General features: G+C 71.7%; 29 protein-coding genes. 10 read left to right on the top strand and 19 right to left on the bottom strand.

All coding sequences use genetic code 11. From position 1 onward, the window contains the following. Positions 1-89: 89 nt before the first annotated feature. Positions 90-1,994 carry an anthranilate synthase family protein gene (locus tag LR269_RS09255; RefSeq protein ID WP_231430473.1) on the top strand — a complete coding sequence of 635 codons (1,905 nt, stop codon included), beginning with the start codon at positions 90-92 and terminating at the stop codon, positions 1,992-1,994. On the opposite strand, the gene LR269_RS09250 is transcribed toward LR269_RS09255, so the two are convergent. From LR269_RS09250 to LR269_RS09225, 6 genes are all read right to left on the bottom strand, one after another. Continuing rightward, positions 1,972-2,418: a nitroreductase family deazaflavin-dependent oxidoreductase gene (locus LR269_RS09250; RefSeq protein ID WP_231430472.1), complete on the bottom strand. Its 447-nt coding sequence runs from the start codon at positions 2,416-2,418 to the stop codon at positions 1,972-1,974. The two genes, LR269_RS09255 and LR269_RS09250, sit on opposite strands and share 23 nt — an antisense overlap. Before the next feature lie 23 nt (positions 2,419-2,441). After that, on the bottom strand, positions 2,442-3,044 hold the full coding sequence (locus tag LR269_RS09245; RefSeq protein ID WP_231430471.1) for a GNAT family N-acetyltransferase: 603 nt from the start codon (positions 3,042-3,044) through the stop codon (positions 2,442-2,444). 54 nt (positions 3,045-3,098) lie between these two features. Then, positions 3,099-3,959, bottom strand: coding sequence for an Fpg/Nei family DNA glycosylase (locus LR269_RS09240; RefSeq protein ID WP_231430470.1), 861 nt, complete (start codon positions 3,957-3,959; stop codon positions 3,099-3,101). Positions 3,960-4,014: 55 nt separating this feature from the next. Then, entirely contained in the window at positions 4,015-4,821 is an 807-nt protein-coding gene (locus LR269_RS09235) for a GNAT family N-acetyltransferase (protein WP_374201105.1), read from the bottom strand. Positions 4,822-4,898: 77 nt separating this feature from the next. Then, complete coding sequence (locus LR269_RS09230) at positions 4,899-6,137, bottom strand: MFS transporter (RefSeq protein ID WP_231430468.1); 1,239 nt, start codon at positions 6,135-6,137, stop codon at positions 4,899-4,901. Then, positions 6,121-7,332, bottom strand: coding sequence for an amidohydrolase family protein (locus LR269_RS09225; RefSeq protein WP_231430467.1), 1,212 nt, complete (start codon positions 7,330-7,332; stop codon positions 6,121-6,123). Before LR269_RS09225 ends, LR269_RS09230 begins: the two co-directional genes overlap by 17 nt. Positions 7,333-7,482: 150 nt before the next feature. On the opposite strand from LR269_RS09225, the gene LR269_RS09220 reads away from it, so the two are divergent. Both LR269_RS09220 and LR269_RS09215 read left to right on the top strand, forming a co-directional pair. After that, a complete protein-coding gene (locus tag LR269_RS09220; RefSeq protein WP_231430466.1) occupies positions 7,483-8,952 on the top strand; it encodes a chlorohydrolase family protein in 1,470 nt (489 codons plus the stop codon). A 338-nt stretch (positions 8,953-9,290) separates the two neighbouring features. Next, positions 9,291-9,506 (top strand): hypothetical protein, encoded by a 216-nt coding sequence (locus tag LR269_RS09215; RefSeq protein ID WP_231430465.1) that lies wholly within the window; start codon positions 9,291-9,293, stop codon positions 9,504-9,506. A 44-nt stretch (positions 9,507-9,550) separates the two neighbouring features. On the opposite strand, the gene LR269_RS09210 is transcribed toward LR269_RS09215, so the two are convergent. From LR269_RS09210 to LR269_RS09190, 5 genes are all read right to left on the bottom strand, one after another. Next, positions 9,551-10,390 (bottom strand): DNA-formamidopyrimidine glycosylase family protein, encoded by an 840-nt coding sequence (locus LR269_RS09210; RefSeq protein WP_231430463.1) that lies wholly within the window; start codon positions 10,388-10,390, stop codon positions 9,551-9,553. Between the two features lie 57 nt (positions 10,391-10,447). Next, positions 10,448-12,025, bottom strand: coding sequence for a hypothetical protein (locus tag LR269_RS09205; RefSeq protein ID WP_231430462.1), 1,578 nt, complete (start codon positions 12,023-12,025; stop codon positions 10,448-10,450). A 92-nt stretch (positions 12,026-12,117) separates the two neighbouring features. After that, on the bottom strand, positions 12,118-12,711 hold the full coding sequence (locus LR269_RS09200; RefSeq protein WP_231430461.1) for an RNA polymerase sigma factor: 594 nt from the start codon (positions 12,709-12,711) through the stop codon (positions 12,118-12,120). Between the two features lie 60 nt (positions 12,712-12,771). After that, on the bottom strand, positions 12,772-14,451 hold the full coding sequence (locus tag LR269_RS09195; protein WP_308191637.1) for an ABC-F family ATP-binding cassette domain-containing protein: 1,680 nt from the start codon (positions 14,449-14,451) through the stop codon (positions 12,772-12,774). Between the two features lie 84 nt (positions 14,452-14,535). Next, the gene (locus LR269_RS09190; protein WP_231430460.1) at positions 14,536-14,850 is read right to left on the bottom strand and encodes an NIPSNAP family protein; all 315 of its coding nucleotides are present in this window, start codon (positions 14,848-14,850) and stop codon (positions 14,536-14,538) included. Positions 14,851-14,938: 88 nt separating this feature from the next. On the opposite strand from LR269_RS09190, the gene LR269_RS09185 reads away from it, so the two are divergent. Then, positions 14,939-15,514 (top strand): 1-acyl-sn-glycerol-3-phosphate acyltransferase, encoded by a 576-nt coding sequence (locus LR269_RS09185; RefSeq protein WP_231430459.1) that lies wholly within the window; start codon positions 14,939-14,941, stop codon positions 15,512-15,514. Here the strand turns inward: LR269_RS09185 and LR269_RS09180 are convergent. The 3 genes from LR269_RS09180 to LR269_RS09170 all read right to left on the bottom strand — a co-directional run bounded on the left by LR269_RS09180 (position 15,511) and on the right by LR269_RS09170 (position 17,746). Next, a complete protein-coding gene (locus tag LR269_RS09180; RefSeq protein WP_231430458.1) occupies positions 15,511-16,053 on the bottom strand; it encodes a GNAT family N-acetyltransferase in 543 nt (180 codons plus the stop codon). The two genes, LR269_RS09185 and LR269_RS09180, sit on opposite strands and share 4 nt — an antisense overlap. A 90-nt stretch (positions 16,054-16,143) precedes the next feature. Next, positions 16,144-16,944: a TetR/AcrR family transcriptional regulator gene (locus LR269_RS09175; RefSeq protein WP_231430457.1), complete on the bottom strand. Its 801-nt coding sequence runs from the start codon at positions 16,942-16,944 to the stop codon at positions 16,144-16,146. Between the two features lie 43 nt (positions 16,945-16,987). Next, positions 16,988-17,746 carry an SDR family NAD(P)-dependent oxidoreductase gene (locus LR269_RS09170; RefSeq protein WP_231430455.1) on the bottom strand — a complete coding sequence of 253 codons (759 nt, stop codon included), beginning with the start codon at positions 17,744-17,746 and terminating at the stop codon, positions 16,988-16,990. A gap of 156 nt (positions 17,747-17,902) precedes the next feature. Between LR269_RS09170 and LR269_RS09165 the strand changes: the two genes are divergently transcribed. Next, positions 17,903-18,247, top strand: coding sequence for a LysR family transcriptional regulator (locus tag LR269_RS09165; protein WP_231430451.1), 345 nt, complete (start codon positions 17,903-17,905; stop codon positions 18,245-18,247). Between the two features lie 98 nt (positions 18,248-18,345). Here LR269_RS09165 and LR269_RS09160 read toward each other — a convergent pair whose 3' ends face one another. Genes LR269_RS09160 through LR269_RS09150 form a run of 3 tightly spaced genes read right to left on the bottom strand, consistent with a single transcriptional unit; the run spans position 18,346 to position 20,117 of the window. After that, complete coding sequence (locus tag LR269_RS09160; RefSeq protein ID WP_231430448.1) at positions 18,346-18,963, bottom strand: class I SAM-dependent methyltransferase; 618 nt, start codon at positions 18,961-18,963, stop codon at positions 18,346-18,348. A 1-nt stretch (position 18,964) separates the two neighbouring features. Next, on the bottom strand, positions 18,965-19,513 hold the full coding sequence (locus tag LR269_RS09155) for a GNAT family N-acetyltransferase (protein ID WP_231430446.1): 549 nt from the start codon (positions 19,511-19,513) through the stop codon (positions 18,965-18,967). A gap of 34 nt (positions 19,514-19,547) precedes the next feature. After that, complete coding sequence (locus LR269_RS09150; RefSeq protein WP_231430443.1) at positions 19,548-20,117, bottom strand: dienelactone hydrolase family protein; 570 nt, start codon at positions 20,115-20,117, stop codon at positions 19,548-19,550. A gap of 67 nt (positions 20,118-20,184) precedes the next feature. On the opposite strand from LR269_RS09150, the gene LR269_RS09145 reads away from it, so the two are divergent. Further along, positions 20,185-20,748, top strand: a complete 564-nt coding sequence (locus LR269_RS09145) for a transcriptional regulator (protein ID WP_231430441.1) — start codon at positions 20,185-20,187, stop codon at positions 20,746-20,748. An 85-nt stretch (positions 20,749-20,833) separates the two neighbouring features. Beyond that, positions 20,834-21,469 carry a hypothetical protein gene (locus tag LR269_RS09140; protein WP_231430439.1) on the top strand — a complete coding sequence of 212 codons (636 nt, stop codon included), beginning with the start codon at positions 20,834-20,836 and terminating at the stop codon, positions 21,467-21,469. Between the two features lie 255 nt (positions 21,470-21,724). Here the strand turns inward: LR269_RS09140 and ychF are convergent, their stop codons facing one another. Further along, entirely contained in the window at positions 21,725-22,798 is a 1,074-nt protein-coding gene (gene ychF / locus LR269_RS09135) for a redox-regulated ATPase YchF (protein WP_231430438.1), read from the bottom strand. Positions 22,799-22,906: 108 nt separating this feature from the next. Here ychF and LR269_RS09130 point away from each other — a divergent pair, with 108 nt between their 5' ends. Together LR269_RS09130 and LR269_RS09125 are read left to right on the top strand one after the other, a co-directional pair. After that, complete coding sequence (locus LR269_RS09130; protein ID WP_231430436.1) at positions 22,907-23,224, top strand: helix-turn-helix transcriptional regulator; 318 nt, start codon at positions 22,907-22,909, stop codon at positions 23,222-23,224. Then, positions 23,221-23,700 carry an SRPBCC domain-containing protein gene (locus LR269_RS09125; protein WP_231430434.1) on the top strand — a complete coding sequence of 160 codons (480 nt, stop codon included), beginning with the start codon at positions 23,221-23,223 and terminating at the stop codon, positions 23,698-23,700. Before LR269_RS09130 ends, LR269_RS09125 begins: the two co-directional genes overlap by 4 nt. 51 nt (positions 23,701-23,751) lie before the next feature. Here the strand turns inward: LR269_RS09125 and LR269_RS09120 are convergent, their stop codons facing one another. After that, positions 23,752-24,498, bottom strand: coding sequence for a class I SAM-dependent methyltransferase (locus LR269_RS09120; protein WP_231430432.1), 747 nt, complete (start codon positions 24,496-24,498; stop codon positions 23,752-23,754). A gap of 66 nt (positions 24,499-24,564) precedes the next feature. Here LR269_RS09120 and LR269_RS09115 point away from each other — a divergent pair, with 66 nt between their 5' ends. Beyond that, a complete protein-coding gene (locus tag LR269_RS09115; RefSeq protein ID WP_231430430.1) occupies positions 24,565-25,170 on the top strand; it encodes a 3'-5' exonuclease in 606 nt (201 codons plus the stop codon). Positions 25,171-25,197 lie beyond the last annotated feature (27 nt).

Raw genomic sequence — 25,197 nt, 5'->3', positions numbered from 1 at the left:
GCCTGCGCGTTCCGACGACTCACGACCGCCCGAGGGCGGTCGTTCCGTTTCTGCGGAGGGTCCATCCGAGGGCCCGACCCGGAGACACCATGACGAAGCTCCTCACCGCCCTGCTCGCCGCGAGCACGCCGCCCGCGTTCGCCGTCATCCGCCGCGAACGCGAGGCGACGCTCGATGTGCTCGTCGGCGACGTGCTCGACGTCGAGCACCTCGCCGACATCCCGCTCGACGGCGCCGAGGTGCTCGCGCTCGTGCCGTTCCGGCAGGTGCGCGAGCGCGGTTTCGCCGCGCACGACGACGGCGCTCCGCTCCGATGCCTCGTCGTGCGCGAACGCGAGCAGGTCGCGGTCGACGCCGCGACCGGGCTGCTGCCGCGCCATCCGGTCGTCGTCGACGACCTCCGCGTCGACGTCGCCGACGACGAGTACGCCGCGATCGTTCGGCGCGTGATCGAGCGCGAGATCGGGCAGGGCGAAGGCGCGAACTTCGTGATCCGCCGCGAGTTCGCCGGCTCGACCGCCGAACGGCCCGCCACCGCCGTGCTGGGCTGGCTGCGCGCACTCCTCGAGCACGAGGCGGGCGCGTACTGGACGTTCGCGGTGCACACCCCCGGCCTCTCGGCGGTCGGCGCGACCCCCGAGCGCCATGTCTCGAGCGTCGGCGGCGTCGTCACCATGAACCCGATCTCCGGCACGTTCCGCCACCTCGACGGCCCGCCGTCGAACGACGCCCTCGAGGCCTTCCTCGCCGACGTCAAGGAGCGCGAGGAGCTCGTGATGGTCGTCGACGAGGAACTCAAGATGATGAGCGCCGTCTGCCCCGACGGAGGTCGCATCCGCGGGCCGTTCCTCAAGCGCATGTCCCGCCTCACGCACACCGAGTACGTGCTCGAGGGCCGGAGCACCCTCGACCCCCGCGAGGTGCTGCGCCGCACGATGTTCGCGCCGACCGTGACTGGCTCGCCGATGGGCAACGCCTGCACCGTGATCGCCCGCCACGAGACCACGCCGCGCGGCTACTACGCGGGCGTGCTCGCGCGGTTCACGCCGACGGCGTCGAGCTACGACCTCGACGCGCCGATCCTCATCCGCACCGCCTACCTCGACGGCGACGGCAGCGTGCGCGTGCCCGTCGGCGCGACGCTCGTCCGTCACTCCGACCCCGCCGGCGAGGTGGCCGAGACCCACGCGAAGGCGGCCGGGATGCTCACGGCGCTCGGTGCCATCCCGCGGCAGGACGACGCACGAGGCGGATCCGCCGTCGCCGACACCACGGGCGACGCCTCGGCCTCCGACCCGGTCGCGCTCGCCGAGCGCAACGCGCACCTCGCGCCCTTCTGGATCGCGCCCCAACCCGCCGCTCCCCCGCGCGGCGTGTCGGCGCTCGTGGTCGACGCGGGCGACGACTTCACGACGATGCTCGCGCACCAGCTGCACCACCTCGGCGTCGCGTCCCGGATCGTGCCGTGGCACGAGGCCCCGCTCGACGCCGCCGAGGATCTCGTCGTGTTCGGCCCCGGCCCGGGCGACCCGCGCGACGCCGGCGACGCGCGCCTGTTCCGGCTGCACGAGCTCATCGCCGCACGGCTCGGCCAGCGGCGCCCGATGCTCGCCGTCTGCCTCAGCCACCAGGTGCTCGCCCGTCTCTCGGGTCTCGCCGTCGCACCGCTGGCCGCACCGCAACAGGGCCTGCAGCGCGAGGTCGCGCTCTTCGGCGAGACCGCGACGATCGGGTACTACAACACGTTCACGGCGTACGATGCGGGGCTCGACCGCACCCCGCGACACGGGCTCGAGATCGCCGCAGACCCGCACACCGGCGCCGTGCACGGCCTCAACGGCGCCGGCGTCGCATCGGTGCAGGGGCACCTCGAGTCGGTGCTCTCGATCGACGGGCTCGCCGTGCTCGAGCGCCTCGTCGACGGGGTGCTCGATGCCGGTGCGAGGCCGGCGGCGGTCAGCCGCGCGGATGTCACGGCTCGAGGTGCAGCCTGACCATCGGGATCTCGGGGTCGGCTTCGCCGGTCGCATCGACGATCGAGCGCTGCAGCATCGCCCACGTCTTCGGGCGTTCACGCGCGTAGCGGTCGAGCAGGGCACGGCTCTCGACGGCGTCGAGCAGCTCGGCGCGCGCGGGGACCCGACGGCGCCAGCCCACACTGACGCCGCACCTGGGTTCGGCCTCGAGGTTCCGGTACCAGTGCGCGGTCGGCCCGAACCCCGAGGCGACGACGATGCGATCGCGCGACTCGTGCCGTGCCGCTTCGACGACGACGTACCGGCGTTCGCCGCTCACCCGTCCGCGATGCTCGAGCATGAGCAGCCGCCCGAAGAACAGGAAGCCGAACCCGGCCGTGAACATCGGGATCGGGAGTCGGACCGCCCACCGGGTCGTCAGGATCTTCGCGCCGAGATCCACCGCGCTCCTCTCGTTCGCCGCGCTCAGTTCGCCGCGGTCCGCTCGGCGACCCGCCGCTCGCGCCACTCGTCGGCGAGGATGGCGTAGGTGTACCCGTCGATCCACCCGAGCTCGGCGTGCCACGAGTCGCGCACGCCGTGCTGCTCGCGCCGCATGCCGAGCCGCTCCATGACCTTCCATGAGGCGATGTTGTCGGCGTAGCAGCCGGCGGTCACGCGGTGCGCGCCGAGCTCGTCGACGGCGAGGTCGATGAGCGCGCGGGCGATCTCGGTCGCGAACCCGCGACCTGCGTGGTGCGGGGCCACCCCGTAGCCGATGCCCGCCTCGGCGCGCACGTACTCGGCCGGGTCTCCGTGGGTCTGCCCCATCGCATCGGTGATCCAGAGGGATCCGGTGCCGACGACCTCGCCGTCGAGCACCGCGATCGCCGAGTGGTCGAGCGGGTCGTCGATGCCGTCGAGCCAGGTCTTCGTGAACGCCTCGGGCTCGACCTCGGTGCGCAGCAGCCACCGGGTCACCTCGGGGCGGTTGCGCCACACGAGGACCTGCTCGACGAGTTCGCGGGTCGGCAGCCGGAGCTCGAGCGGGCCGGCAGGTCGTGGCCAGGCCACGTCGGAAGTCGTCATCACCCCTGCCTACCATCCCGCACCGACGGTGTGCCACCCGCGGCAAGCGGGGCGCTACTTCACGAGCCGCGACAGCACCCGGTCGGCCAGCGGCTTGCCGCCCGTCTGGCAGGTCGGACAGTACTGGAAGGTCGAGTCGGCGAAGATCACCTGCCGGATCGTGTCGCCGCACACCTCGCACGTCTCGCCGGTGCGGCCGTGCACGCGCATGGCGCGGCGCTTCGCGTCTTTCAGCTCCGCCGGAGGGCGACCGGATGCCACGGCCGCCGCCTCGGCGAGGGTGTCGCGCATCGCCCGGTAGAGCACCTCGGTCTGCTCGGGGGTGAGCTTCGCCGCGAGCAGGTAGGGCGAGAGCTTCGCGGCGTGCAGGATCTCGTCGGAGTAGGCGTTGCCGATGCCTGCGAACACCGACTGGTCGCGCAGCAGCCCCTTGATCTGCGTGCGCCGCCCGGCGAGGATGCCGGCGAAATCGTCGAGCGTGAAGTCGGCGGCGGTCGGGTCGGGGCCGAGCCGCGCGATGCCGGGGACGTCGGCGACGTCGCGCACGACGTAGACCGCGAGCGACTTCTTCGTGCCGGCCTCGGTCAGGTCGAATCCGGCCCCGTCGTCGAGGCGCACGCGCAGCGCGAGCGGCGACCTGCCCGGCTTCACCGGGGTCTTCGGCACCTCGTCGTACCAGCGCAGCCAGCCGGCACGCGCGAGATGGAACACCAGGTGCGCACCACCCGTCTCGACGTCGACGAACTTGCCGTGCCGATGCACGCCGTCGATACGTTCGCCCTCGAGCGCGGAGAGCGGCGGGTCGAACGTCTTGAGCGCCGAGATCGCCGCGACCCGCAACGAGGCGAAGGCACGCCCGGTCAGCCGCTCGTCGAGGAAGGCGACGAGCGCCTGCACTTCGGGAAGCTCGGGCACAGAGGCATCCTGTCACCGACGGGCGACATCCGCACCCGGTGCATCGCGCGCTGCGTCAGGCCCGCCAGACGTACGGCGTCGTCGTCGAGACCTTCACGAGGCCCGACCGCTCGAGGATCGGGCGCGAGAACTCGGTCGAATCGCTGTGGAGGTATCGCTTGCCCATCGCCAGCGCGGAGCGCGCCCGCGCCGCGGTCAGTGCGCGGTAGATGCCGCGCCCGCGCCATTCCTCGCGCGTCGCGCCGCCCCAGATGCCGGCGAAGTCCGATCCCTCGACCGGCTGGAGCCGTCCGGCGCTGACGATGCGCCCGTCGGCCTCGGCGATCCAGAGTTCGGTGCCGTCGTCGCCGTCGAGCCGCCGCACCAGGTCGTCGGCGCGCTCGGCCGACACCGGGTCGCCGAACACCTCGTCCTGCATCGCGCTCATCGCCCGCACATCCCGTTCGTCGGCGGCGCGGCGCAGCACCACGCCCTCCGGCAGCGGCACGTCGGCCGTCAGCAGAGCGGCCTCGCCGACCATGATCGACTCCGGCTCCTCCGCGACGAACCCGTGCGCGACGAGGGCATCGAGGAGGCCGGGTGCGCGATCGTGCCCGCGGGTCTTCCACTCGACGGCCGTGATCGCCGGGTCGGCCGCGAAGTGCGCGAGGGTCGAGCCCACGAGCTCGCCCATCGAATCCTCGCGAACGCCCTCGAGGTCGCGGTAGCTCACGAAGCCGTACCCGCCGGGGAACATCGCGAGTCGAAGCGGCCCGCGCCGCTCGGCCGTGACGGCGTGCGCCGTCTCGGCGTCGGTGCGGAGCTGGTCGTCGTAGGCGTGCAGCAATGCGGCGGCGTCGGTCACCGCTCCATGATGGCCCATCCGCGCGGCTTCCGGCGCGAGGCATCCGATCGCCCCGGCCGGGGCCGTGCGGGAGGGCGCCGGCCGGGCCGGGGCGGTCAGCGACCGGCCTGCTCGGCAGGCACCGGCCCGGCGATCACGAGATCGACGGGTTCGCGGCGGATCACGAGGGCGACCGCGACCGCGAAGACGACGGCGATGACGGCCATGAATGCGAAGCTCCACTCCCAGCCGCCGGATGTCTCGTGCAGGACGCCGACGAGCAGCGATCCCGCCCCGGCGATGGCGTAGCCGCCGCCCTGTGCGATCGCCGAGATCGCTCCGGCCGATGCGGCGTTCGCCGACATCCCGACGATGAGGCTGATGCCGAGCCCGAATGCCGCACTCTGCACGGCGCCGAGCAGGCCCACGACGAGCACGAACCCGTCGCTCGTGGCGAGGTGGAGCGCCCCGAGGCCGACCGCGACGGCGATGCCCAGGCCGGGGCCGAACCACGCCAGCACACGCGGCCTGCGGGCGAGCACGGGCGTCATGAGGGTCGGCACGAACCCGGCGATGCTGAACCATGCGAGGAGCGCACCGCGCACGGCGGGCGACTCGCCCCGATCGGCGAGGAACTGCGGGAGCCACGCCGTGACCGCGAAGTAGAGCAGGGCCTGCAGCCCGAACACGGCCGTCACGAGCCCGATCGTGCAGCCGCCGCCGGGCGGCAGCCGGAGCCCGGGACGCTCGACCGCTCCGCCGCGGCCCGCGCCACGTCGCACCGCGAACGCCGTCGCCGCGGTCGCCGTGAGGGCGAGGAGGGCCCACATGCCGAGCGCGACGGGCGCGGAACCGGTCGCCGTGTACGCCGGCACGGCGAGCCCGGCCCCGAGCGCCGCGCCCACGCCGAACGACATGCTGCTGAGGCCGACCCAGAGTCCCGATGCGCGGAGCTCCTTGAGGAACTGCGGCAGCAGCGTGCCCGCGGCCATGATGGCGACGCCAGCGACGAAGGTGCCGGGCAGCACGAGCACCGACGCGACGACCCGAGCCGCGAGCGTCGCGGCGAGCGCCGCCATCGACCATGCGAGTGCGCGGGCGACGCCGACCCGTCTGGCGAGCCAGGGGCCGACGGGGGCGGTGAGTCCGAAGGCGATGACGGGCAGGGTCGCGAGCACGGTCGCGTCGGCCGAGGTCAGCCCGAACGCGAGGCGGGTCTCGTCGAGCAGCGCCGCGACGCCGGTGATCGCGGGGCGCAGGTTCACCCCGATCAGGAGGGCGGCGACGAGGCCGGCGGTCGTGCCGGCATCCACCCGCCGCTTGCGCCCGGCCCGCCGCTCAGGCGCCGACGACACGGAGGCCATCGGCGACGACGCGGCCGTCGTGGATGACGGTGCGGTCGCGACCCCGGTCCATGACCGCGCTCGTGGGCGTCTCACCGTCGACGAGCACGAGGTCGGCGCGGTCGCCGACGGCGACGCCGGGGCGGACGCCGACACCCGTGACGCGGGGCGAATCATGCGACATGATGCTCGCGCCGCCCATGGTCGCCACGGCGAGCGCGAGCTCGATGTGGTCGTCGCGGCGGAACCCGTTGACGAACGCGAGCTGCCAGGTGCGGTCGAGCATGTCGCAGTTGCCGTACGGGCTCCAGTAGTCGCGCTGGCCGTCTTCGCCGAGGCCGACGCGCACGCCCGCCGCCGCGAGGTCGACGAGCCGCAGGTGGCCCGTCGTCGACGGCGCGACGGTGGCCATCGCGATGTCGAGATCGGCGAACTCGTCGATGAGGCGGCGGCTGACCGCCTCGGACACCGAGCCGAGATCGTACGCGTGCGACATCGTGACCTTGCCCTGCATGCCGAGCGCGCGCGTGCGCTCGAGCACGAGCTCGGTGCTGAACACGCCGAGCTCACCCGGCTCGTGCAGGTGGATGTCGATCTCGACCTGGTACTTCTCGGCGAGGCCGAACACGATGTCGAGGTGCTTCGCCGGGTCGCGGTCGAGCTGGCTCGGGTCGATGCCGCCCATGACGTCGGCGCCCTGCTTGAGCGACTCCTCGAGGAGCTCGACGGTGCCCGCCTCGCGCAGGATGCCGGCCTGCGGAAAGGTCATGACCTGCACGTCGGCGTGCGCGGCGAACTTCTCCTTCGCGGCGACGACCGCGTCGAACTTCTCGAGCCTGCAGTCGACGTCGACCTGCGCGTACGACCGCACCCGGGTCGTGCCCTTCGCGATCATCTGCTCGAGAGTGCCGGCGACGATCTCGTCGTGGGGCACGTCGGTGCTGCGCCAGTTCTCCCGGTCGTTCATCATCATGTCCCAGACACCGGGCCGACCCGTGTGCGGGCGGAACGGCAGGCCGATGCGGCTCGAGTCGAGGTGCACGTGCACGTCGCTGAACGCGGGCAGCGCGAGGCGGCCCCGACCGTCGACCGTGTCCGCCTCGGTGGCCGCGGCGGCGTCGTGGGGCCGGATCCCGCTGATGCGCGAGCCGTCGATGACGAGGTCGACGAGGTCGCCGCCCCAGGGGCGGACGTCACGGATGAGCATGCTGGAGTTCCTTTCGTAGCGACACCAAGGCTTTTCGTATACCAAAAGAACTTCACACTTTCCAGCATCGGACGAGATTGCGCAGGAGTGTGACCCCAGGATTAACCACGGTGATATCTTTTGTATACCAAATATTTCGAGAGGATACCCGTGCGCACGCTGATCACCGCCGATCACCTGCTCGCCTTCGACGGCACGAGCCACACCGAGATCAGAGACGGTGCCGTCGTGACCGAGGGCGATCGCATCGTGTACGCCGGTCCCGCCGTCGGCGCGCGCGACCTGGAGGTCGACGAGCGCATCGACCTCGGCGAGAGCCTCGTCATGCCGGGGCTCATCGATCTGGATGCGCTCACCGACATCGACCACCTCATCCTCGACTCGTGGTCGAGCGGCGAGGACGGCCCCCGCCTGCAGTGGTCGACCGAGTACTTCGACCGGCGAGCGCACGTGTTCACCGAGGCCGAGCGCCGTCGCATCCGCGAGATCGCGCTCGTGCAGCTCGCGCTGCACGGCATCACGAGCTACATGCCCATCGCCTCCGAGGTGCACTCCGCATGGGCGGAGTCGGCCGACGACTTCTTCGCGATGGCCGAGTTCTCGAGCCGGATCGGGTTGCGCGGGTTCCTCGGACCGTCGTATCGATCGGGCGTGCCCGTCGTCGACGAGACCGGTGCCCGCGACATCCGATTCATCGAGGAGGAGGGTCGCGCGGGCCTCGCCGACGCGATCCGATTCGTGGATGGCATCCGCGAGCTCGACGACCCGCTGCTGACCGGCGTCTTCCTGCCCTGTCGCATCGAGACCCTCTCCGCCGAGCTCATGGAGGCGACGGCCGCCGCCGCCGAGGCGCGCGACGCACTCGTGCGCATCCACGCCCTGCAGGGCGAGTTCGAGCGCGAGTACGTGATCGCCCGGTACGGGCGCACGCCGCTCGACCACCTGGAGGAGCACGGCCTGCTGCACGATCGCGTGATCGTGCCCCACGCCGTCGTCATCGACGTGCACCCCCTCGTGCACGGCGAAGACCGCGGCGACCTCGGCCGCCTCGCCGAGGCCGGCGTCTCGATCGTGCACTGCGCACTCACGAACGCCCGGTACGGGGCCGAGCTCTGGGACTTCGCGCGCTACCGCGACGCGGGCGTCAACTTCGCGCTCGGCACCGACTCGTTCCCGCCCGACCTCATCCGCGGGATCGACACGGGCGTCTCCGCCGCGAAGGTGCAGCACGGCGACCTCGCGAAGGGCGACATCGCCGCCTACGTCGACGCAGCCACCCTCGGCGGCGCGCGGGCGCTGCACCGGCCCGACCTCGGACGGATCGAGGCGGGTGCGACCGCAGACCTCACCGCGTTCCGCCTCGACGATGTGCGGATGGGGCCGACCGAAGACCCGATCCGCACGCTCGTGCTCAACGGCACCGCGCGCGACGCGTGCCTGACGATGGTCGCCGGCCGCGTCGTCATGCGCGACGGCCGGGTGCCCGGTGTGGACCTCGACGCGGTGCGCGCCGACACGAAACGGCTGTTCGCGAAGCTGCGCGCGGGCTACAGCGAGCGCGACGCCCGGCACGGCACGCCCGACGAGCTCTTCCCGCCCGTCTTCCCGGTGGCGGGCTGAGCGGGCACCATCAACCAGCACTGGGAGGAGGCGCTCGCCCATCGCGTCCATCGCGCTCTCCTGCACGCGATCATCGCCGGCGATCCGCGACGACGAGCAGGCGCACGAGCACGAACGGCTCTGAGAGGCCCTCCTCGCGGGCAATGCCGAGCTCGCCGGCTCGCTCGCCTACGCCCATATCGAGCTCGGGCGCGCACCGATCCTTGCCCAGTCGGCCGACGTGCTCGCCGCTCGACCGAGAACGACGGAACACCCCGTGCCCGGCCCGAGGCCTCCCGTACGCCGAACGCGGAACGGTCCCGGGATGCGATGTCGGTGGGTGCTGAGATCATCTCAACATGGAGGTCACGGAACTGCGGCAGACTCGCGAACTTCGTGTCGGCGACACGCTCGTGAGCTCCACCGGCCGCGCCTACGAGGTGACGAAGCTCACCCGGGTGGGCCGAGGCATCCGCGTGCAGTACCTGACGCCCGAGGGGCAGCCCGGCCGGTTCACCGCCGCGCCCGATGCGACGAGCCGCGTCCGCATCGCCCACGCCCCGTTCGCAGCCTGAGCCGCCCGCCCGACGCTTCGACGCCCCAACGACAGGGTGCCCGCTCAGCGCAGCGGCAGTACCTCGCCGCCGGTCTGGCACGTCGGGCAGTACTGCGCCGTCGTGCTCGCGAACGTGAAGTCGCGCACCGTGTCGCCGCAGACCGGGCACGCCTCGCCCGCCCGGCCGTGCACGCGCATGGCGGCGACCTTCTCCGCTTTGAGGCGGTCGATCGGCACACCCCGCCGATCAACGATCGCCCGGTTGACGACCCCGACCGTGCTCGCGAACAGCCCGTCGAGCGCCGTCTCGTCGAGCGCCGCCGCGTGCTTGACGGGCGAGAGCTTCGCGGCGTGCAGGATCTCGTCGGAGTATGCGTTGCCGATGCCCGCGATCGACTCCTGCTCTTGCAGCACGGCCTTCACCTGCTTGCGTCGCCCCTCGACGGCGGCGTCGAAGTCGGCCCGGGTGAACTCGGGATCGGCCGGATCGGGCCCGAGCTTCGCCACCGCCGGCACCGCGATGGGGTCGTCGACGACCCAGAGCCCGAGCGAGACCCACTCGCCGGCATCGGTGAACTCGACAGCGGTGCCGTCGTCGAACTCGACGATCGCGAGTGCGGGCGGCCGGCCGTCGCCGGAGGCATCCACCTCGTCGTCGGATCCGTAGCGCGCCCAGCCGTGCCGCCCGAGCGAGACCACGAGGTGGCCCGTTCCGAGCACGAGGTCGAGCAGCTTGCCGTGACGCGACACCCCCTCGACGCGTTCGCCGACGAGCGACGTCGGCGGCGCCGTGCGCGTCTTCACCGTGCGGAACTCGACGACGTCGACCGCCGTGATCTCGTGACCGCGAAGTCGCTCGTCGAGCTCGTCGGCGAGCGCCTGCACCTCTGGTGACTCGGGCATGCGTCCAGCCTCGCACGACGACGGGCGGCCCGGAAGGGGCCGCCCGTCATCGTGCACTCACGACTCGGCCGAGAAGTCGAGCTCGGAGTCGGCGACCGCGATCATCGACCAGGTGCCGCCGTCCGCGTCCGTGAACTCGTACGCCGGCACGACGAGCACGCTGCCGTCGGGCTGCCATTGGCTCGCGAGTCCGAGTCGGGCATCGACGATCTCGACCTCGTTCACCGGCCACGAGATGTGCACGCCGTCGGCGGGGGTCGCGGGCGGCTCGGTCGGCGGCGTGTAGACGTCGGGGGTCGCCACGGAGTCGCCCTCCGCGACGGCGTAGGGCATCGCGGTCATCTGCGCGCCGAACCGGGGGTCGGAGAGGCGCTCGAACGCCTCCTGCTCGCTCACGATCTCGTAGTCGCCGAGACGCACGACAGGGGCGAGGAAGCCGCTCGCGCTGTACGTGCCCTGCGGCGTCAGTTCGATCGACCATGCCTGGTCGAGGCGCTGGCCGTCGACCACGGGCCAGGCCTGCGCCGACCGGGTGAACGCGCCCTCGTAGTTGTTGTCCGTCGTGTACTCGAACGCGCCGGGGTCTCCGCCGGCTGCGGCGATGAGCGACCGCAGCGCATCGGCCGCTGCGGCGTCGCTCGGCAGGTCGGGCACGGCGGGCTCGCACGGCTCGACCGGCGCAGCCGGCTCGGTCGCGCCCTCGAGGAGCTTGTTGCACTCGGCCCACGGGTCGAGCGCGGGGTTCATGAACCAGAAGCTCAGGGTGCCGTCGAGCCCGACCGACACCGAGGGACCGGTGCCGTCCTGCGGACCGGCGATCCATGCCCCGTCCTTGAGCTCGGGCGCGCCCTCGACGCCGAGCGCCGCGGCGAGCGCGGAGACCGTCTCTGCGTTCGATGCGGAGCGCGGGTCGTAGCCGTAGCCGGCCGCGGTGCCCGACTCGGTCGAGAGGCCCGATGCGCTGAAGACGTTGCGGCCGTACCCGTACCCGTACGGGTACGCCATGTCGGCCGACATCTTGCCGGAGGCGTCGAATGCGCCGCCGACGGCCGGCGCCTGCTCGGTCACCGGCCGGTCGGCGGCACCGCTCGATTCACTGCCGCTATCACCGGCGCCGGGCAGCGAGATGGGCGGGGCAGCGGAACCTGCGAGCGTCGAGGCGCCGTTGAGTCCCGCACCTGCGGCGTAGCCGGCCCCTCCGACGATCGCGAGCGAGGCCGCGACGGCTGCGATCGCGATCCACCGCGGCCTGCGGCGCGCGCGCTCGGCTCGGAGGTCGGCGACGGGGGTGGTTCCGCCGCGGTCGGGCGTCGCACCTCCGGCTTCCGCGTCCACCGCGGCCGACGGCACCGCGGTGTCCGCCAGCACGCCGGCGACGATGTCGTCGGCGAACCCGTCGCGCGGTTCGACGCCTGCGGCCGGGTCGGCTGCGCGCAGCAGCGCCACCGGGTCGGATGCCTCGTCGGCGGGCAGCTCGCGCTCGAGCTCGTCGTCGGACCCGGGCTCGCCGTCGCGCTCGCGCTCGCCGTCGGACGCGAGCTCGCCTTCGTGCTCGAACTCGTCGTCGGACCCGAACTCGTCTTCGGGGTCGCGCTCGCCGGGCCCGTTCGGGTCGCGTTCGCGGTCGTCGTTCATGTCGATCAGCCTCCGTGGTGGGTACACATCGCATATGTCTCGGACCCGTCGGACCTTGCACGGCGCGCCCCCGGCACGCGAGCGCGGCAGGATCAGAAGGTCAGACGCTCGCCCCACGCCTCGCGAAGGCGTTTGCGGGCACGTGAGAGTGCGGCGTCCGCGCCCGATCGCGAGATGCCGAGCACCTCGGCGAGCTGTTCGCCATCGAGCCCCTCCCACGCGTGCAGCAGCAGGATGCGGCGATCGCGCTCGCCGACGCTCGCGAGGGCGCCGCGCAGCTCGGCGTCGAAGAGCGCACTGAGCTCGGGATCGTCGGCGACGCGAGGTCGTCCGGCCTCCGGCACCTCCTCGACGGGGAGGTCGACGTGCTTGCGCCGGTGGTTCGCGAGGGTGAACCCGGCCGTGCGGTAGAGCCAGGGAAGCTCAGCGCCCTGCGGAACGTCGTCGCGCCGCCGCCAGGCCGTGGCGAACACCTCGGCGGCGAGATCCTCCGCGTCCTGACGGGGCCCGCGCCGGGCGAAGTAGCGCACGAGTGCGGTCGAGTGCGTGCGCACGAGACCCGTGAACCAGGCGACGTCGTCGCGCACCGCGGCCTCGACGTCGGGCGTGACAGGCGGGTCGGCGCTCGCTGGCATCGCGACTCCCTCGGTCGTCTCGACGGCGACGGCGGCATCGGCATTCCTCACACCATGCTTGTGTCACCCGTGCCGAGAGTCTTGCACGCGGCCGCGAAGATCGCCGATCCCTCAGGCCTCGGCGACCCGCCCACCCTCGACGCGCCAGCGCCGGTCGAGCTGCACGCGTTCGAGCATCCGCCGATCGTGCGTGACGAGCAGCAGCGTGCCCTCGTAGCCCTCGAGCGCCTGTTCGAGCTGTTCGATCGCGGGAAGGTCGAGGTGGTTCGTGGGCTCGTCGAGCACGAGCACGTTGACGCCGCGCGCCTGCAGCAGTGCCATGCCCGCGCGTGTCCGCTCGCCGGGCGAGAGGTCGTCGACCGGTCGCAGCACGTGGTCGGCCTTCAGCCCGAACTTCGCGAGCAGGGTGCGCACCTCGCCCGAGCTGAGTTCGGGCACGAGCAGCTCGAACGCGTCGGCGAGCGGCGTGCGACCGGCGAGCTGCGACCGGGCCTGGTCGATCTCGCCGATCGCGACCGAGGATCCGAGGCTCGCACGCCCGACGTCGGGCGCGATGCGACCGAGGAGGAGGCCGAGGAGCGTCGACTTGCCTGCCCCGTTCGGACCGGTGATGCCGATGCGGTCGCCGGCCTGCACCTGCAGCGAGACCGGTCCGAGCGTGAAGTCGCCCCGCGTGACCGATGCCGCATCGAGGGTCGCGACGACGGACGACGACCTCGGCGCCTGCCCGATCGTGAACTCGAGCTTCCACTCCTTCCGCGGCTCCTCGACCTCGTCGAGGCGGGCGATGCGGCTCTCCATCTGGCGCACCTTCTGCGCCTGCTTCTCGCTCGACTCGGTGGCCGCCTTGCGGCGGATCTTGTCGTTGTCGGGCGACTTCTTCATGGCGTTGCGCACGCCCTGGCTCGACCATTCGCGCTGCACCCGTGCCCGGGAGACGAGGTCGGCCTTCTTCGCGGCGAACTCCTCGTAGTCCTCGCGCGCGTGCCGGCGCACGGTCTCGCGCTCCTCGAGGTACGCGTCGTAGCCGCCGCCGTAGAGGCGGTTGGAGTGCTGCGCGAGGTCGAGCTCGAGCACCTTCGTCACGGTGCGCGCGAGGAACTCGCGGTCGTGGCTGACGAGGACGACCCCGCCGCGGAGGCCCGCGACGAACGCCTCGAGCCGGGCCAGGCCGTCGAGGTCGAGGTCGTTGGTGGGCTCGTCGAGCAGCACGAGGTCGAACCGCGAGCAGATGAGCGCGGCGAGGCCGACCCGGGCCGCCTGCCCGCCCGAGAGGCCGGTCATGAGCGAGTCGGCCGTGACGGCGTGGGCATCGACCGCCCCGTCGCCGACCGCGAGCCCGAGCTCCGCGAGCACCGCGGGCAGGCGCTCGTCGAGGTCGGCCGCCCCCGAGGCGAGCCAGCGCTCGAGCGCGACCGAGTACTCCTCCCCCGGGTCGACCCCGACGGGCGGTTCGGCGAGCGCGAGCTGTTCGGCCGCGGCATCCAGGCGGGCGGATGCCTCGGCGCACCCCGTGCGCCGGGCGACGTACTGGGCGATCGTCTCGCCCTCGACCCGCTCGTGCTCCTGCGGCAGCCAGCCGACGAAGGCGTCGGCGGGAGCCAGCGACACCGTGCCGGCGAGCGGCGCGATCGCGCCGCCGAGGATGCCGAGGAGCGTCGACTTGCCCGCGCCGTTGGCGCCGACGACGCCGACCACGTCACCCGGTGCGACCGTGAGGTCGAGGTCGTCGAACAGCGTCCGGTGGGCATATCCGCCCGCGAGGCCCTGGGCCACGAGAGTTGCAGTCACCGGACAACCCTAGTCAGCCCGGACTGAGCGCCGTGCCCTGCGCGCTCGGCCGTCGCGGCCGCACTCGCGCGGGCGGGCCATGCCTCATTCGAAGATGGGCGCCAGGAACCGTCGCTCGTAGCGGCGGATGCACTTCGTCTCGACGGCGAAGCGGTACGCCTCGACGCACTCGGGGTCGGTTTCGGCGGCGCGGCGATACTGCTCGTACGCGGCGAGCGACGGGAACGTGAACAATGCGAACGCCTCGTCGCTGTCACCCTCGCTCGGCAGGAAGTAGCCGTGGTGGGTGCCGCCGAGGCGATCGACGAGTCGGATCCATCGCTGCCCGTACTCGCGGAACTCCGCGAGCTTGTCGGCGTCGATCTCGTAGCGCAGGTGCACGGTGACGGGTTTGCTCATCTGCGACATCCTGCCGCAGTTCGGCCGGGTCGAATACCGGGGCGTACGCATACCGACACAGACATATGCGGTCGCATACGTTTGCGGGATGCTGCGTCGTCTCGTCTCCCGCTTCTACTGGGCCCTGAGCCGGTGGACACTCGGGGGCGAGCCCGCGCCCTCCCGACCCACCGTGCTGATCGGCGCTCCGCACACCTCGAACTGGGACTTCGTGCTCATGCTCGGCATCGCGTGGCGGCTCGGCATCGACGTGCGCTGGCTCGGCAAGAAGAGCCTGTTCGCGGGCTGGCGGGGTCCGATCATGCGCGGGCTCGGCGGGATCCCCGTCGATCGCGCCGATCCGAGCCGGGTCGTCGACGAGGTCGTCGCACGCATCCGCGCTGGCGAGGTGTTCGGCCTCGTGGTGACGCCCGATGGCACCCGCGGTGCGCACGAGTACTGGAAGTCGGGCTTCTACCGCATCGCGCGCGAGGCCGGCATGCCCGTGACCCTCGGCTACGTCGACCGCACGACGATGACGACCGGCCTCGGTCCGACGTTCGCGCTGACCGGCGACGTCGCCGCGGACATGGATCGCATCCGGGCGTTCTACGCCGACAAGGCGGGCGTGCACCCCGACCAGCGCGTCGAGCCGCGACTGCGCGAGGAGGCGGGGCGCGGCTAGTCCTGCTGGCGCTGGCGCCACTCGTCGGCGAGCAGTCCGAGCAGCACCTCGTCGAGGTGTTCGCCGACCACCCAGGCCGACGAGCGCAGCACCCCCTCGCGCACGAAGCCGTTGCGCTCGGCGGCGCGCAGCATCGCATGATTGTCGGCGAGCGTCTCGATCTGCAGCCGGTGCATGCCGCGGAACGCGAAGCCGTAGCGGCAGAGCGTCGCGACCACGTCGGTGCCGTACCCCTTCCCGCGCGTCGACGGCAGCAGGCCGAGCCCGATGTGCGCCGAGCGGTTGTGGGTGTCGATGCCCCAGAACGTCGCCGCCCCGATGAGGCTCTCGCCCTCGAGCTCGACGATCGAGAACTGCACGAGCCCCTCGGCGGCGTCGTCCACGACGAGCCTGCGGTCCTTCGTGCCCGGCGTCAGCGGGCGCCACGGCCCGCCGTCTGCGCGAGCGGAGTTGACCGGGTCGTCGAACAGTTCGGCCAGCAGAATCGGGATGTCGTCGTCGTGACGGGCCCTGAGCCCGATCTTGCCGCCTCGTAGCATGGTCTCTTTCCTATCGGGTCGGGGCTGTCGCGGGCAAACCGCCGACCCCCGCCCTGCGACTCGGACCGGCCGGTGCTCTCCGGCCAACCGCTATCGGGCGGTCGGCCGCGGACCGTTCGCCGAGCGAACGATGCTGTGTTCGACACCGTCGAGGAGCCGAGCCAGGCCGAATTCAGCGCTGTCGAAGGACGTGTCGACGAGAGCACCGCTGGTGAGCGCCGCATGCAACGCCGGGAATCGTCGGGCAGTGACGAGCTGTGCCAGCAGCCGAGCCTCCGCCTCGACCACCTGCAGGGGTTCCTCGCCCGTCGCCCCGGCTCGCTGCTGGTATCCCCGCTCGATTGCGGCGTGGAACCGGGCGTGGCCCGTCACCTCGAGCACGACGGCGATGCGCTCCTGCTCGGTCAACCCGGTTCCGTCGAGCGCCGCCAACCCCGCGTCGAACCAGGCGAGGTTGTTCGGCGTGCTCGTGATGCCCCGGATCGGGATGTCCAGCATCCACGGGTGGCGCCGGTAGACCTCGGCCGATGCCGAAGCGTGCGCCTCGAGCTTGGCGCGCCACCCCTCCGCGCGGGCCACCGCGGCCGGTGGCGCGCCGGTGGCCCGCTCCTGGAGGAGGAGGACGAGCGTGTCCTTCGATCCGACGTATCGATAGAGCGACATCGCGGTGAGGCCGAGCGAGGCGGCGACGGCCGGCATGGTCACCGCATCGATGCCGTCGGCGTCCGCGATGGCGAGCGCCGCGTCGAGTACCTGGTCGAGGCTGTACTCGCGCCTCGGCCCGCGCTGGGCGGTCGGTGCTCTGCCCCAAGCGAGCGCGAGCTCGGCGGGAAGTGCGGGCAGCGCCGAGTCATCCGCCACGGCACCCTCCTCAAAGCTCAGCTCCAGCATAGGCCGAGGCCGATCACGGACTCGCCCCGATGGCGGGAGCAGATCAGGCTGCGGACCAGCCGCCGTCGGATGCGAGGACGACACCGTTGATGTTCGCAGCCGCGTCGCTCGCGAGCCACGCAATAGTGCTCGCGATCTGCTCGGCGCTCGCCGGGGGCGACATCGTCGCCTGCATGATCGGGCCGACGCGACCGGGGCCGTACTCCGACTTCACGGACATATCGAGCCCCGTGACCACCGCGCCCGGCGCGACCGCATTCGTGCGGATTCCCTGCGGCCCGTACATCACTGCGCAGCTCTTCGTCAGACCGACGACCGCATGCTTCGACGCCGTATACGCGGCACCGCCGACAGAGCCGCGAAGCGCGGCTTCGGAGGCGATGTTCACGATCGCACCCGACGACCGGCTCCGCATCAGTGGAATCACCGCGCGGGTCGTGCGAAGCACTGCGGTCACGTTGATGTCGAAGATGCGCTGCCACGTGGCGTCGTCGACCTCGTCGGCGGGTACGACGCCGTCCATGACGCCGGCGATGTTGGCGAGCACGTCGACCCGGCCCTCGGCTGCGCGGAGGAGCTCGCCCACGGTCGCCTCCTGCGTGAGATCGCCGGTGACGACGCGGAGATCGAAGTCGCCGAGATCGGCGATCAGGTCGTGCAATCGGTCCTCGGCGACGTCGTTTGCGACGACCGTCGCGCCCGCACGCGCGAGGATCTGAGCCGTCGCCCATCCGATGCCGGACCCGGCCCCGGTCACGATGGCGGTTCGCCCGGTGAATCGAGCGGTGTTGTGGTCGGTCATTTCGTCCTCGCTGTCGATGAAAAACTAGTACTTACATAAACTGTATATGTCAGCACGGGTTGTTGTCGACCGACTGTCGCTCGGGCGAGGCATGTTCAGGACCATCGCATAACCTGAAGTCGGCCGCGGAACGCTCGGCTCGACGGAAGGCTTCGCGTGAACATCACCCAGCTTCGACGGTTCGTCGCCGTGGCCGAGGAGCTGCACTTCCCACGTGCCGCCGACTCGCTCGACATCCCCCTCGCTTCCCTCCACTCGTCGATCGAGAAGCTCGAGACCGAGCTCGGGCGCCCGCTGTTCACCCGGCAGAAGCCGACCCGCCTGACGGAGTTCGGGGCGGCCTTCCTGCCCGAGGCCCTGGCCGAGATCGCTGCGGCGCCGCAGCCCGCCGCGGGGCCCCCGGTCAAGGCCGGCGGCAAGGCGAAGGCGTCGAAGGGCCGGGGCCGCGCCCCGATCGTGAAGGGCCAGCCCAAGCCCTACAAGAAGCGCCAAGGGCGCTGACCGGTCGACCGCGCATCGGATGACAGACCGGCCGACAAGCCGGGCAGGGGCGGCGACACGCCGTGCTCAGCCCGGACGCTGCTCCGTTCGCCGCCGTCTCACCGACGTCGGGCGAGAATCGCACCGTACGGACGACGGCCGGGGTCGGTTCGCGTGTGCACCGCGACCACCTCGAAACCCGCGACCTCGAGCGCGGATCGCATCTCGGGCACGGGCCAGAAGTACGCGGTGACCACGGCGTGATCGAACGGCTCCAGTCGAGGGCCCTCGAAGAAGCCGATGAGCAGCTCGCCGCGCGGGCGGAGAACGCGCGCGAACTCGCCGAGGATCGCGGGCACCTGCTCGGGTTCGGTGTGGATGACCGAGTACCAGGCGAGCACGCCACCGAGCGCGCCGTCGTCGGCGGGAAGCGATTCGAGCCTGCCGAGCCGGAACGTCACGTCGGGGAATCGCTCGGTTGCGCCCTCGATGAACTCGGGCACCATGTCGACGCCCTCGACCGCGACGCCGTGGTCGGCGATGAACCTCGTCCAGTGTCCCGGTCCGCAGCCCGCGTCGATCGCCGGGCCCTCGATCATCGTCGCCCAGTGAGCGATCAGGTCGCGGTCGGGGGCGGCCATGGCGTCGACCGACCCGAGCAGTTCGGTGTACTCGGCGGCACGCGAACGATAGCGCTCGCGCACGTCGGCCGTCGCCGTCGCTGGATCGCCGCGCATCTCAGCCCTCCCAGTCGCGCCTCAGCAGTCCGTAGACCCAGGTGTCGGACACATCGCCGTTGACGATGCAGTCCTCTCGCAGCGTTCCCTCGCGCACGAAGCCGAGCTTCTCGAGCACTCGGGCCGACGCCGCGTTGCGCGTGTCGGTCTCGGACTGCACGCGATTGAGATCGAGCGCGTCGAAGGCCCACTCGAGCATCGCGCGCGCCGACTCCGTCGCGTAGCCGTGGCCCCAGGCGGCCTTGGTGAAGCAGTACCCCAGGGAGGCGCTTCGAAAGTCGGGGTTCCAGCCGTTGAACGTGCACCAACCGACGAACGCCTGGTCGGCGACGCGTTCGATCGCCACGCGCGCACCGCTGCCCTCTTCCGCCATGCGTCGGCATCCGTCCATGAAGCGGGCGATCGAGGCCCGGTCGACCCACGGCGGGGAGTCCCAATAGCGCAGCACCTCCGCGTCGCTCAGCAGCTCGAAGAGCTCGTCGCCGTCGGCCTCCGTGAACGGACGGAGTCGCAGGCGCTCGGTGTGCAACGTCGGAGTCGGCAGTGTCATGGAGCCATCCTCGCAGGCACCGACCGCCTCGCGGTCAGACCGCGGCGAGGAACGCCTTCACCCGCTCCAGGAGCAGGGCGGATGCCTCGGGGTCGTACGCCTCGAGCGAGGAATCGACGAACAGGTGCTCGTCACCGGGGTAGACGAACAGTTCGGCGTCGTTCGTCGAGCCGACCAGTTCGCGCGCGGCGGGCAGGTCCTCGTCGAAGAACTCGTCGCCCTCCTTGCCGTGGATCTGCACCGGCACGCCCTCGGGCCAAGCTCCCCCGAACTCCGAGACGGGGATGCAGGAGAGCATGAGGAGCGCCCCGCGGGCACCCGGCCGCGTCTGCGCGAGTCGCTGCGCGATCGTCACGCCGAAGGAGAGCCCGGCGTAGACGAGGTCGGGGCCGAGCGCCGCGGCTGCGGCGGCGCCGCGCTCGCGGATCGCGTCGAACCCGGCTTCACGCGCGAACGCGAACCCCTCCTCGATGCTGCCGAACGTGCGGCCGTCGAACAGGTCGGGCGCGTGCACGGTGTGGCCGTCGCGTCGCAGGTCGTCGGCGAAGGCCCGGACGCCGTCGGTCAGCCCCTGGATGTGGTGGTAGAGCAGCACTTCGGCCATGTCAGCGGCTTCCCTCTCCGAACGATCGACTGTTTTGGATTATTCCATGATGCTAGTCTGTTCGATCATGGCGGACAACCCTCCGGACTACGCGCTCGCCGATCGGATGGCACTGACCGATCCCGCGCAGGTGAGAGCCATCGGGCACCCGGTCCGCACCACGATCCTGCAGCTCCTCCACGAGCGGGCTGCGACGGTCAGCCAGCTCGCGGAGGCCATCGGGCGCCCCAAGAGCACGATCGCGCATCACGTGGACGTGCTCGCCCGCAACGGCCTGCTCCAAGTGGTGCGGACGCGGAAGGTGCGGGCGATCGAGGAGCGCTTCTACGGGCGAACGGCGCGCATGTTCTACGTGGCGGCCGAGTCGTCATCCGCCGGCGGGGAGGCCTCGGGCGACTTCAACGACTTCGAGGTCGCGGCACGCGAGTCGGCGACGGCCTTCGAGCAGGGAAGGCTCTGGGGCTTCATCCGGCATGCGCGGATCTCGGAGGATCAGGCCTCCGAGTTCTGGGACCGGATGGCCGAACTGGTCGAATCGTTCGACCGGTTGCCGAGGTCGGGCGAGACCGTCTACGGGTTCACGATCGGCATCTACCCCACGTCATATCCGGCCCTGCCCACCGCGGAGTAGACACCGCGCACCTCGACGTCGGACCGGGATCCGACGAGGCCGACATCGGCGCACCGACGCAGAGAAACGGCCCCGGCACAACCCCTTGTCCGGCGCGCGCGCCGGCTCGTTGAATGATGCTGTCGCCGAAAGGGTGGAATCACTCATGGATACGAGCATCTGGATCTGGATCGTCGTCGCGATCGTCGTGGTCGCGATCATCGTCGCCGTCGTGGTCTGGGCCACGTCGCGGCGCCGGGCCGAGGCGCGGGCGGAGGCCGATCGCCGTCGTGCGGCTGAGCTTCGGGAGAAGTCGGACGAGACGGCCCGGGACGCCCGCGAGCAGGCCGCCGCGGCCTCGCAGGCCGAGGCCGCCCGGCTCGCCGCCGAGTCGAACGCCGCCGAGGCCGAGGCATCCGCCGAGCGCGCCAGGCTGGAAGCGGATCGGCTGGCGCGCGAACGAGCCGAACGCGCGGATCGTGCGGCTCACCTCCAGGAAGAAGCGGATGAGCACGCCCGCCGTGCGGCGGACGTCGACCCCGACGTGTCGACCGAGACGACTCGCGCCCGCCATGCGAGCAGCGACGACCAGGACGGTCACGTCGACGAGGACGAACGCGTCGCCGCGCGGGCGGCGGACGAGCGGACCGCCGTGGACGATGCGCACCCCGCGGCCACGAACGAGGCGGCCGTGGACCCCGGCCGCGATGATCCCCGGCGGGCGGACGGCACTGCCGTGTGACGCCGACCCGAGCGGCGCGTGCGAACCGTTGAGGCTACAGTCCATGCATGGAGCTGACTGACGCCGAGGTCGCCGTCGCCGCCGCCCGGGCCGGTGCGGAGGTGGTCGCGCGCACGTATGGCGACGGGTCGCGGGCTGGTCGTCTCAGCGGACCCGGAAACGCACGACCGGATGCTCGCCGTCGTCGAACCCCGTCTTCGAGCGCGGCACGGGAGCGCGTGATTCCGCCCGGCTGAGGCATCAGTCGCGGAAGACTCACACGTTGAAGCGGAACTCCACCACGTCGCCGTCCTGCATGACGTAGTCCTTGCCCTCCATGCGGGCCTTGCCCTTGGCACGGGCCTCGGCGACCGAACCGGTCTCGACGAGGTCGGCGAACGAGATGACCTCGGCCTTGATGAAGCCGCGCTCGAAGTCGGTGTGGATGACGCCGGCCGCCTGCGGGGCCTTGTCGCCCTTGTGGATCGTCCACGCGCGCGACTCCTTGGGGCCGGCGGTGAGGTAGGTCTGGAGGCCCAGCGTGTCGAAGCCGACGCGCGCGAGCTGGTCGAGGCCCGACTCGTCCTGTCCGGTCGAGGCGAGCAGCTCGGCCGCATCCGCGGGGTCGAGGTCGATGAGCTCCGACTCGATCTTCGCGTCGAGGAACACCGCCTCGGCGGGAGCGACGAGCGCCGCGAGCTCTGCCTTCTTCGCGGCATCCGTGAGCACCGCCTCGTCGACGTTGAAGACGTAGATGAAGGGCTTGGCGGTCAGCAGCCCGAGCTCCTTGATCGGGGCGATGTCGACCTTCGACGCCGAGAGCGGGGTGCCGGCCTGCAGCACCTCGAGCGCCTCCTTCGCAGCGGCGAGCACCGAGGGGTCGAGCTTCTTGCCCTTGACCTCCTTCTCATAGCGCGTGATGGCGCGCTCGAGGGTCTCGAGGTCGGCGAGGATGAGTTCGGTGTTGATGGTCTCCATGTCGGCCTTGGGGTCGACCGCGCCGTCGACGTGCACGACGTCGGAGTCGCTGAACCCGCGCACGACCTGGGCGATCGCGTCGGCCTCGCGGATGTTCGCGAGGAACTTGTTGCCGAGGCCCTCGCCCTCGGAGGCTCCGCGGACGATGCCGGCGATGTCGACGAACGACACGGCCGCGGGCAGGATGCGCTCCGAGCCGAAGATCGAGGCCAGCTGCTCGAGGCGCGGGTCGGGCAGGTTCACCACGCCGATGTTGGGCTCGATCGTCGCGAACGGGTAGTTCGCCGCGAGCACCTGGTTCTTGGTGAGGGCGTTGAAGAGGGTGGACTTGCCGACGTTGGGCAGGCCGACGATGCCGATAGTGAGAGCCACGGGGGTCTATCGTACCGGTCCGGTGATGGCGGGCCCATGAGCGCGGTGGCGCGGATGCCTCGTGCCGGCACTTGCCTCGGCATACCAGTAAGTGGTAGCTTACCGTTCGTGGAGGCTTACCAAGTGCTCGACGCGCTCGGAGACCCGACCCGGCGCCGCATCGTCGAACTGCTGGCGACCTCGGGGCCGCTCTCGGTCGGCGAGGTCGCCGCTGGACTGCCCGTGAGCCGGCCCGCCGTCTCGCAGCACCTGCGGGTGCTCGCGAGCAGCGGCCTCGTCACGCACGACGCGGTCGGCACCCGCAACATCTACCGCCTCGACGACCGCGGCGCCGAGGCCCTGCGCGGCTGGCTCGACGAGTTCTGGTCGGCCGCGCTCTCCCGCTTCGCGGAAGCCGCGGAACGCGAATCGAAGGAGTCATCGTGAACGAGGACGTCATCATGGACGACATCCCGGGCGAGCCCGCCCCTCCGGCCGACGCGATCGTGAAGACCGTGCACGTGCCGCTCGCACCCGACCGGGCGTTCGAGCTCTTCACCGCCCGCATCGCCGAGTGGTGGCCGCTCGCGACCCACTCGGCCGGCCACGAGGACGCGGTCGACCTCGCGATCGACGGCCGGGTCGGCGGGCTCATCGTCGAGACGCTGCGCGACGGCTCGACGAGCGTGTGGGGCACGATCACCGGATGGCAGCCGCCGCACGCGCTCGCCTTCACGTGGCATCCCGCCCTCGGACCCGAGGAGGCGACGCAGGTCGCCGTCGCGTTCGCGGCCGACGCGGCCGGCTGCGCCCTCACGCTCGTGCACACGGGCTGGGCGAAGCGCCGAGACGGCGACGTGCGGGACCGCTACGTCACCGGGTGGGAGTTCGTGCTCGGACGGTTCGTCGCCGCTGCGGCCTGATCGCCTGCGAGCGGCGTCGGCCCCGGGGCATCCGCCGCGCAGGGATGTCGATCAGGCGAGCCGCGCCCGGAAGCAGCGCGTCAGGTACGGCACCTCGAGCTCGTCTCGGCCGACGAGATCGGGATGCCGGGCGAGCAGTTCCTCGAGCTTCGCGATCGTGTCGGCCTGCTCGACGGCGCCGGCGGTGATGAAGGTCGAGCGCGAGCGCACGAGGTCGAGGAAGCCGTCGCGGCTCATCCGCGCCGCCCAGGCCACCGTGTGCTCCTCGATCGGGCCGAACGGTGCGCCGATGCGCACGTACTCCTCGAAGCCGGCGCTCGCGTCGTGGCGCTCCTGCATGATCTCGCCGGCCTCGCGCAGCCAGCCGACACTCGTGTCGCGGCTGTTCCAGACGAGGCCGAGCACGCCGTCCGGGCGCAGCACGCGCGCGATCTCGGGCACCGCGCGCTCGGGGATGAACCAGTGCCACGCCTGCCCGACCACGACCGCGTCGACGGCGTCGTCCTCGATCGGGATGTCCTCCGCCGTGCCGAGGATGCGCGGCACCCCGGGCACGGCGATCTCGAGCTCGTCGAGCATCTCCTCCACGGGGTCGACCGCGATCACCTCCCGATCGAGTTCGACGAGCGCCTGGGTCAGCTTCCCGGTGCCCGCGCCGAGGTCGAGCACGCGCTTCGCATCGCCCACGAGCCACGCGACCGCCTCGGCGGGGTAGCCCGGCCTGGCAGCGTGATACACGGATGCCGCGGAGCCGAACGATCGCGCGGCATGCTCGTTCTCGGGGCCGAGGGGATTCATGGTCCCCATTCCATGCCCGCGGCGAGGCATCCGTCAACCGTCGGCGGGCCGTGCGACGATGCCCGCATGCCAGTGGATTTCACCGCCATCGACTTCGAGACCGCGAACTCCTCCGGCGCCTCGGCCTGTTCGGTCGGGCTGGTCAAGGTACGCGACGGGCGCGTCGTCGACCGGGCGTACTGGCTGCTGCGCCCCCCGTTCCCCCACGACGAGTTCAACGAGTGGAACGTCCGCATCCACGGCATCACGCCCGACATGGTCGCGGACGCCTCGGGCTGGGCCGCGCGCCTCGACGAGTTCCGCGAGTTCACGGGCGACGACTGGCTGGTCGCCCACAACGCGACCTTCGACATGGGCGTGATCGCGAAGACGAGCGAGGCCTTCGGCCTCGAGGCGCCCTCCCACCGCTACCTCTGCAGTCTGCAGGTCGCCCGCAAGACGTACCACCTCGACTCCTACCGCCTGCCCGTCGCGGCGATGGCCGCGGGCTTCGAGGACTTCTCGCACCACAACGCCCTCGACGACGCCGCGGCGTGCGCGGCGATCATGGCGCACGCCGCGCAGCGGCACGACGCCGACGACCTCGATGCGCTCGCGCGCATCACGGGCGTGCGCGTCGGCATGCTCGGCGCGGCGCGGCCGGCGGCCGTGCGGGCTCCGGCGGTCGAGTAGGCGCGCTGCGCCGTATCGAGACCACCG

The organism is Agromyces sp. S2-1-8, assembly GCF_021129215.1.
GTDB classification, from domain to species: domain Bacteria; phylum Actinomycetota; class Actinomycetes; order Actinomycetales; family Microbacteriaceae; genus Agromyces; species Agromyces chromiiresistens.
This window is presented reverse-complemented; position numbering and strand designations above follow the sequence as displayed.

What these genes read in the sequence shown, in the direction of transcription:
- LR269_RS09255 (WP_231430473.1), top strand. Translation starts at nt 90, where the DNA reads ATGACGAAGCTCCTCACCGCCCTGCTCGCCGCGAGCACGCCGCCCGCG.
- LR269_RS09245 (WP_231430471.1), bottom strand. Translation starts at nt 3,044, where the DNA reads ATGACGACTTCCGACGTGGCCTGGCCACGACCTGCCGGCCCGCTCGAG.
- LR269_RS09235 (WP_374201105.1), bottom strand. Translation starts at nt 4,821, where the DNA reads ATGGGCCATCATGGAGCGGTGACCGACGCCGCCGCATTGCTGCACGCC.
- LR269_RS09225 (WP_231430467.1), bottom strand. Translation starts at nt 7,332, where the DNA reads ATGCTCATCCGTGACGTCCGCCCCTGGGGCGGCGACCTCGTCGACCTC.
- LR269_RS09215 (WP_231430465.1), top strand. Translation starts at nt 9,291, where the DNA reads ATGGAGGTCACGGAACTGCGGCAGACTCGCGAACTTCGTGTCGGCGAC.
- LR269_RS09210 (WP_231430463.1), bottom strand. Translation starts at nt 10,390, where the DNA reads ATGCCCGAGTCACCAGAGGTGCAGGCGCTCGCCGACGAGCTCGACGAG.
- LR269_RS09205 (WP_231430462.1), bottom strand. Translation starts at nt 12,025, where the DNA reads ATGAACGACGACCGCGAACGCGACCCGAACGGGCCCGGCGAGCGCGAC.
- LR269_RS09190 (WP_231430460.1), bottom strand. Translation starts at nt 14,850, where the DNA reads ATGAGCAAACCCGTCACCGTGCACCTGCGCTACGAGATCGACGCCGAC.
- LR269_RS09185 (WP_231430459.1), top strand. Translation starts at nt 14,939, where the DNA reads ATGCTGCGTCGTCTCGTCTCCCGCTTCTACTGGGCCCTGAGCCGGTGG.
- LR269_RS09180 (WP_231430458.1), bottom strand. Translation starts at nt 16,053, where the DNA reads ATGCTACGAGGCGGCAAGATCGGGCTCAGGGCCCGTCACGACGACGAC.
- LR269_RS09175 (WP_231430457.1), bottom strand. Translation starts at nt 16,944, where the DNA reads ATGCTGGAGCTGAGCTTTGAGGAGGGTGCCGTGGCGGATGACTCGGCG.
- LR269_RS09170 (WP_231430455.1), bottom strand. Translation starts at nt 17,746, where the DNA reads ATGACCGACCACAACACCGCTCGATTCACCGGGCGAACCGCCATCGTG.
- LR269_RS09160 (WP_231430448.1), bottom strand. Translation starts at nt 18,963, where the DNA reads ATGCGCGGCGATCCAGCGACGGCGACGGCCGACGTGCGCGAGCGCTAT.
- LR269_RS09155 (WP_231430446.1), bottom strand. Translation starts at nt 19,513, where the DNA reads ATGACACTGCCGACTCCGACGTTGCACACCGAGCGCCTGCGACTCCGT.
- LR269_RS09150 (WP_231430443.1), bottom strand. Translation starts at nt 20,117, where the DNA reads ATGGCCGAAGTGCTGCTCTACCACCACATCCAGGGGCTGACCGACGGC.
- LR269_RS09145 (WP_231430441.1), top strand. Translation starts at nt 20,185, where the DNA reads ATGGCGGACAACCCTCCGGACTACGCGCTCGCCGATCGGATGGCACTG.
- LR269_RS09120 (WP_231430432.1), bottom strand. Translation starts at nt 24,498, where the DNA reads ATGAATCCCCTCGGCCCCGAGAACGAGCATGCCGCGCGATCGTTCGGC.
- LR269_RS09115 (WP_231430430.1), top strand. Translation starts at nt 24,565, where the DNA reads ATGCCAGTGGATTTCACCGCCATCGACTTCGAGACCGCGAACTCCTCC.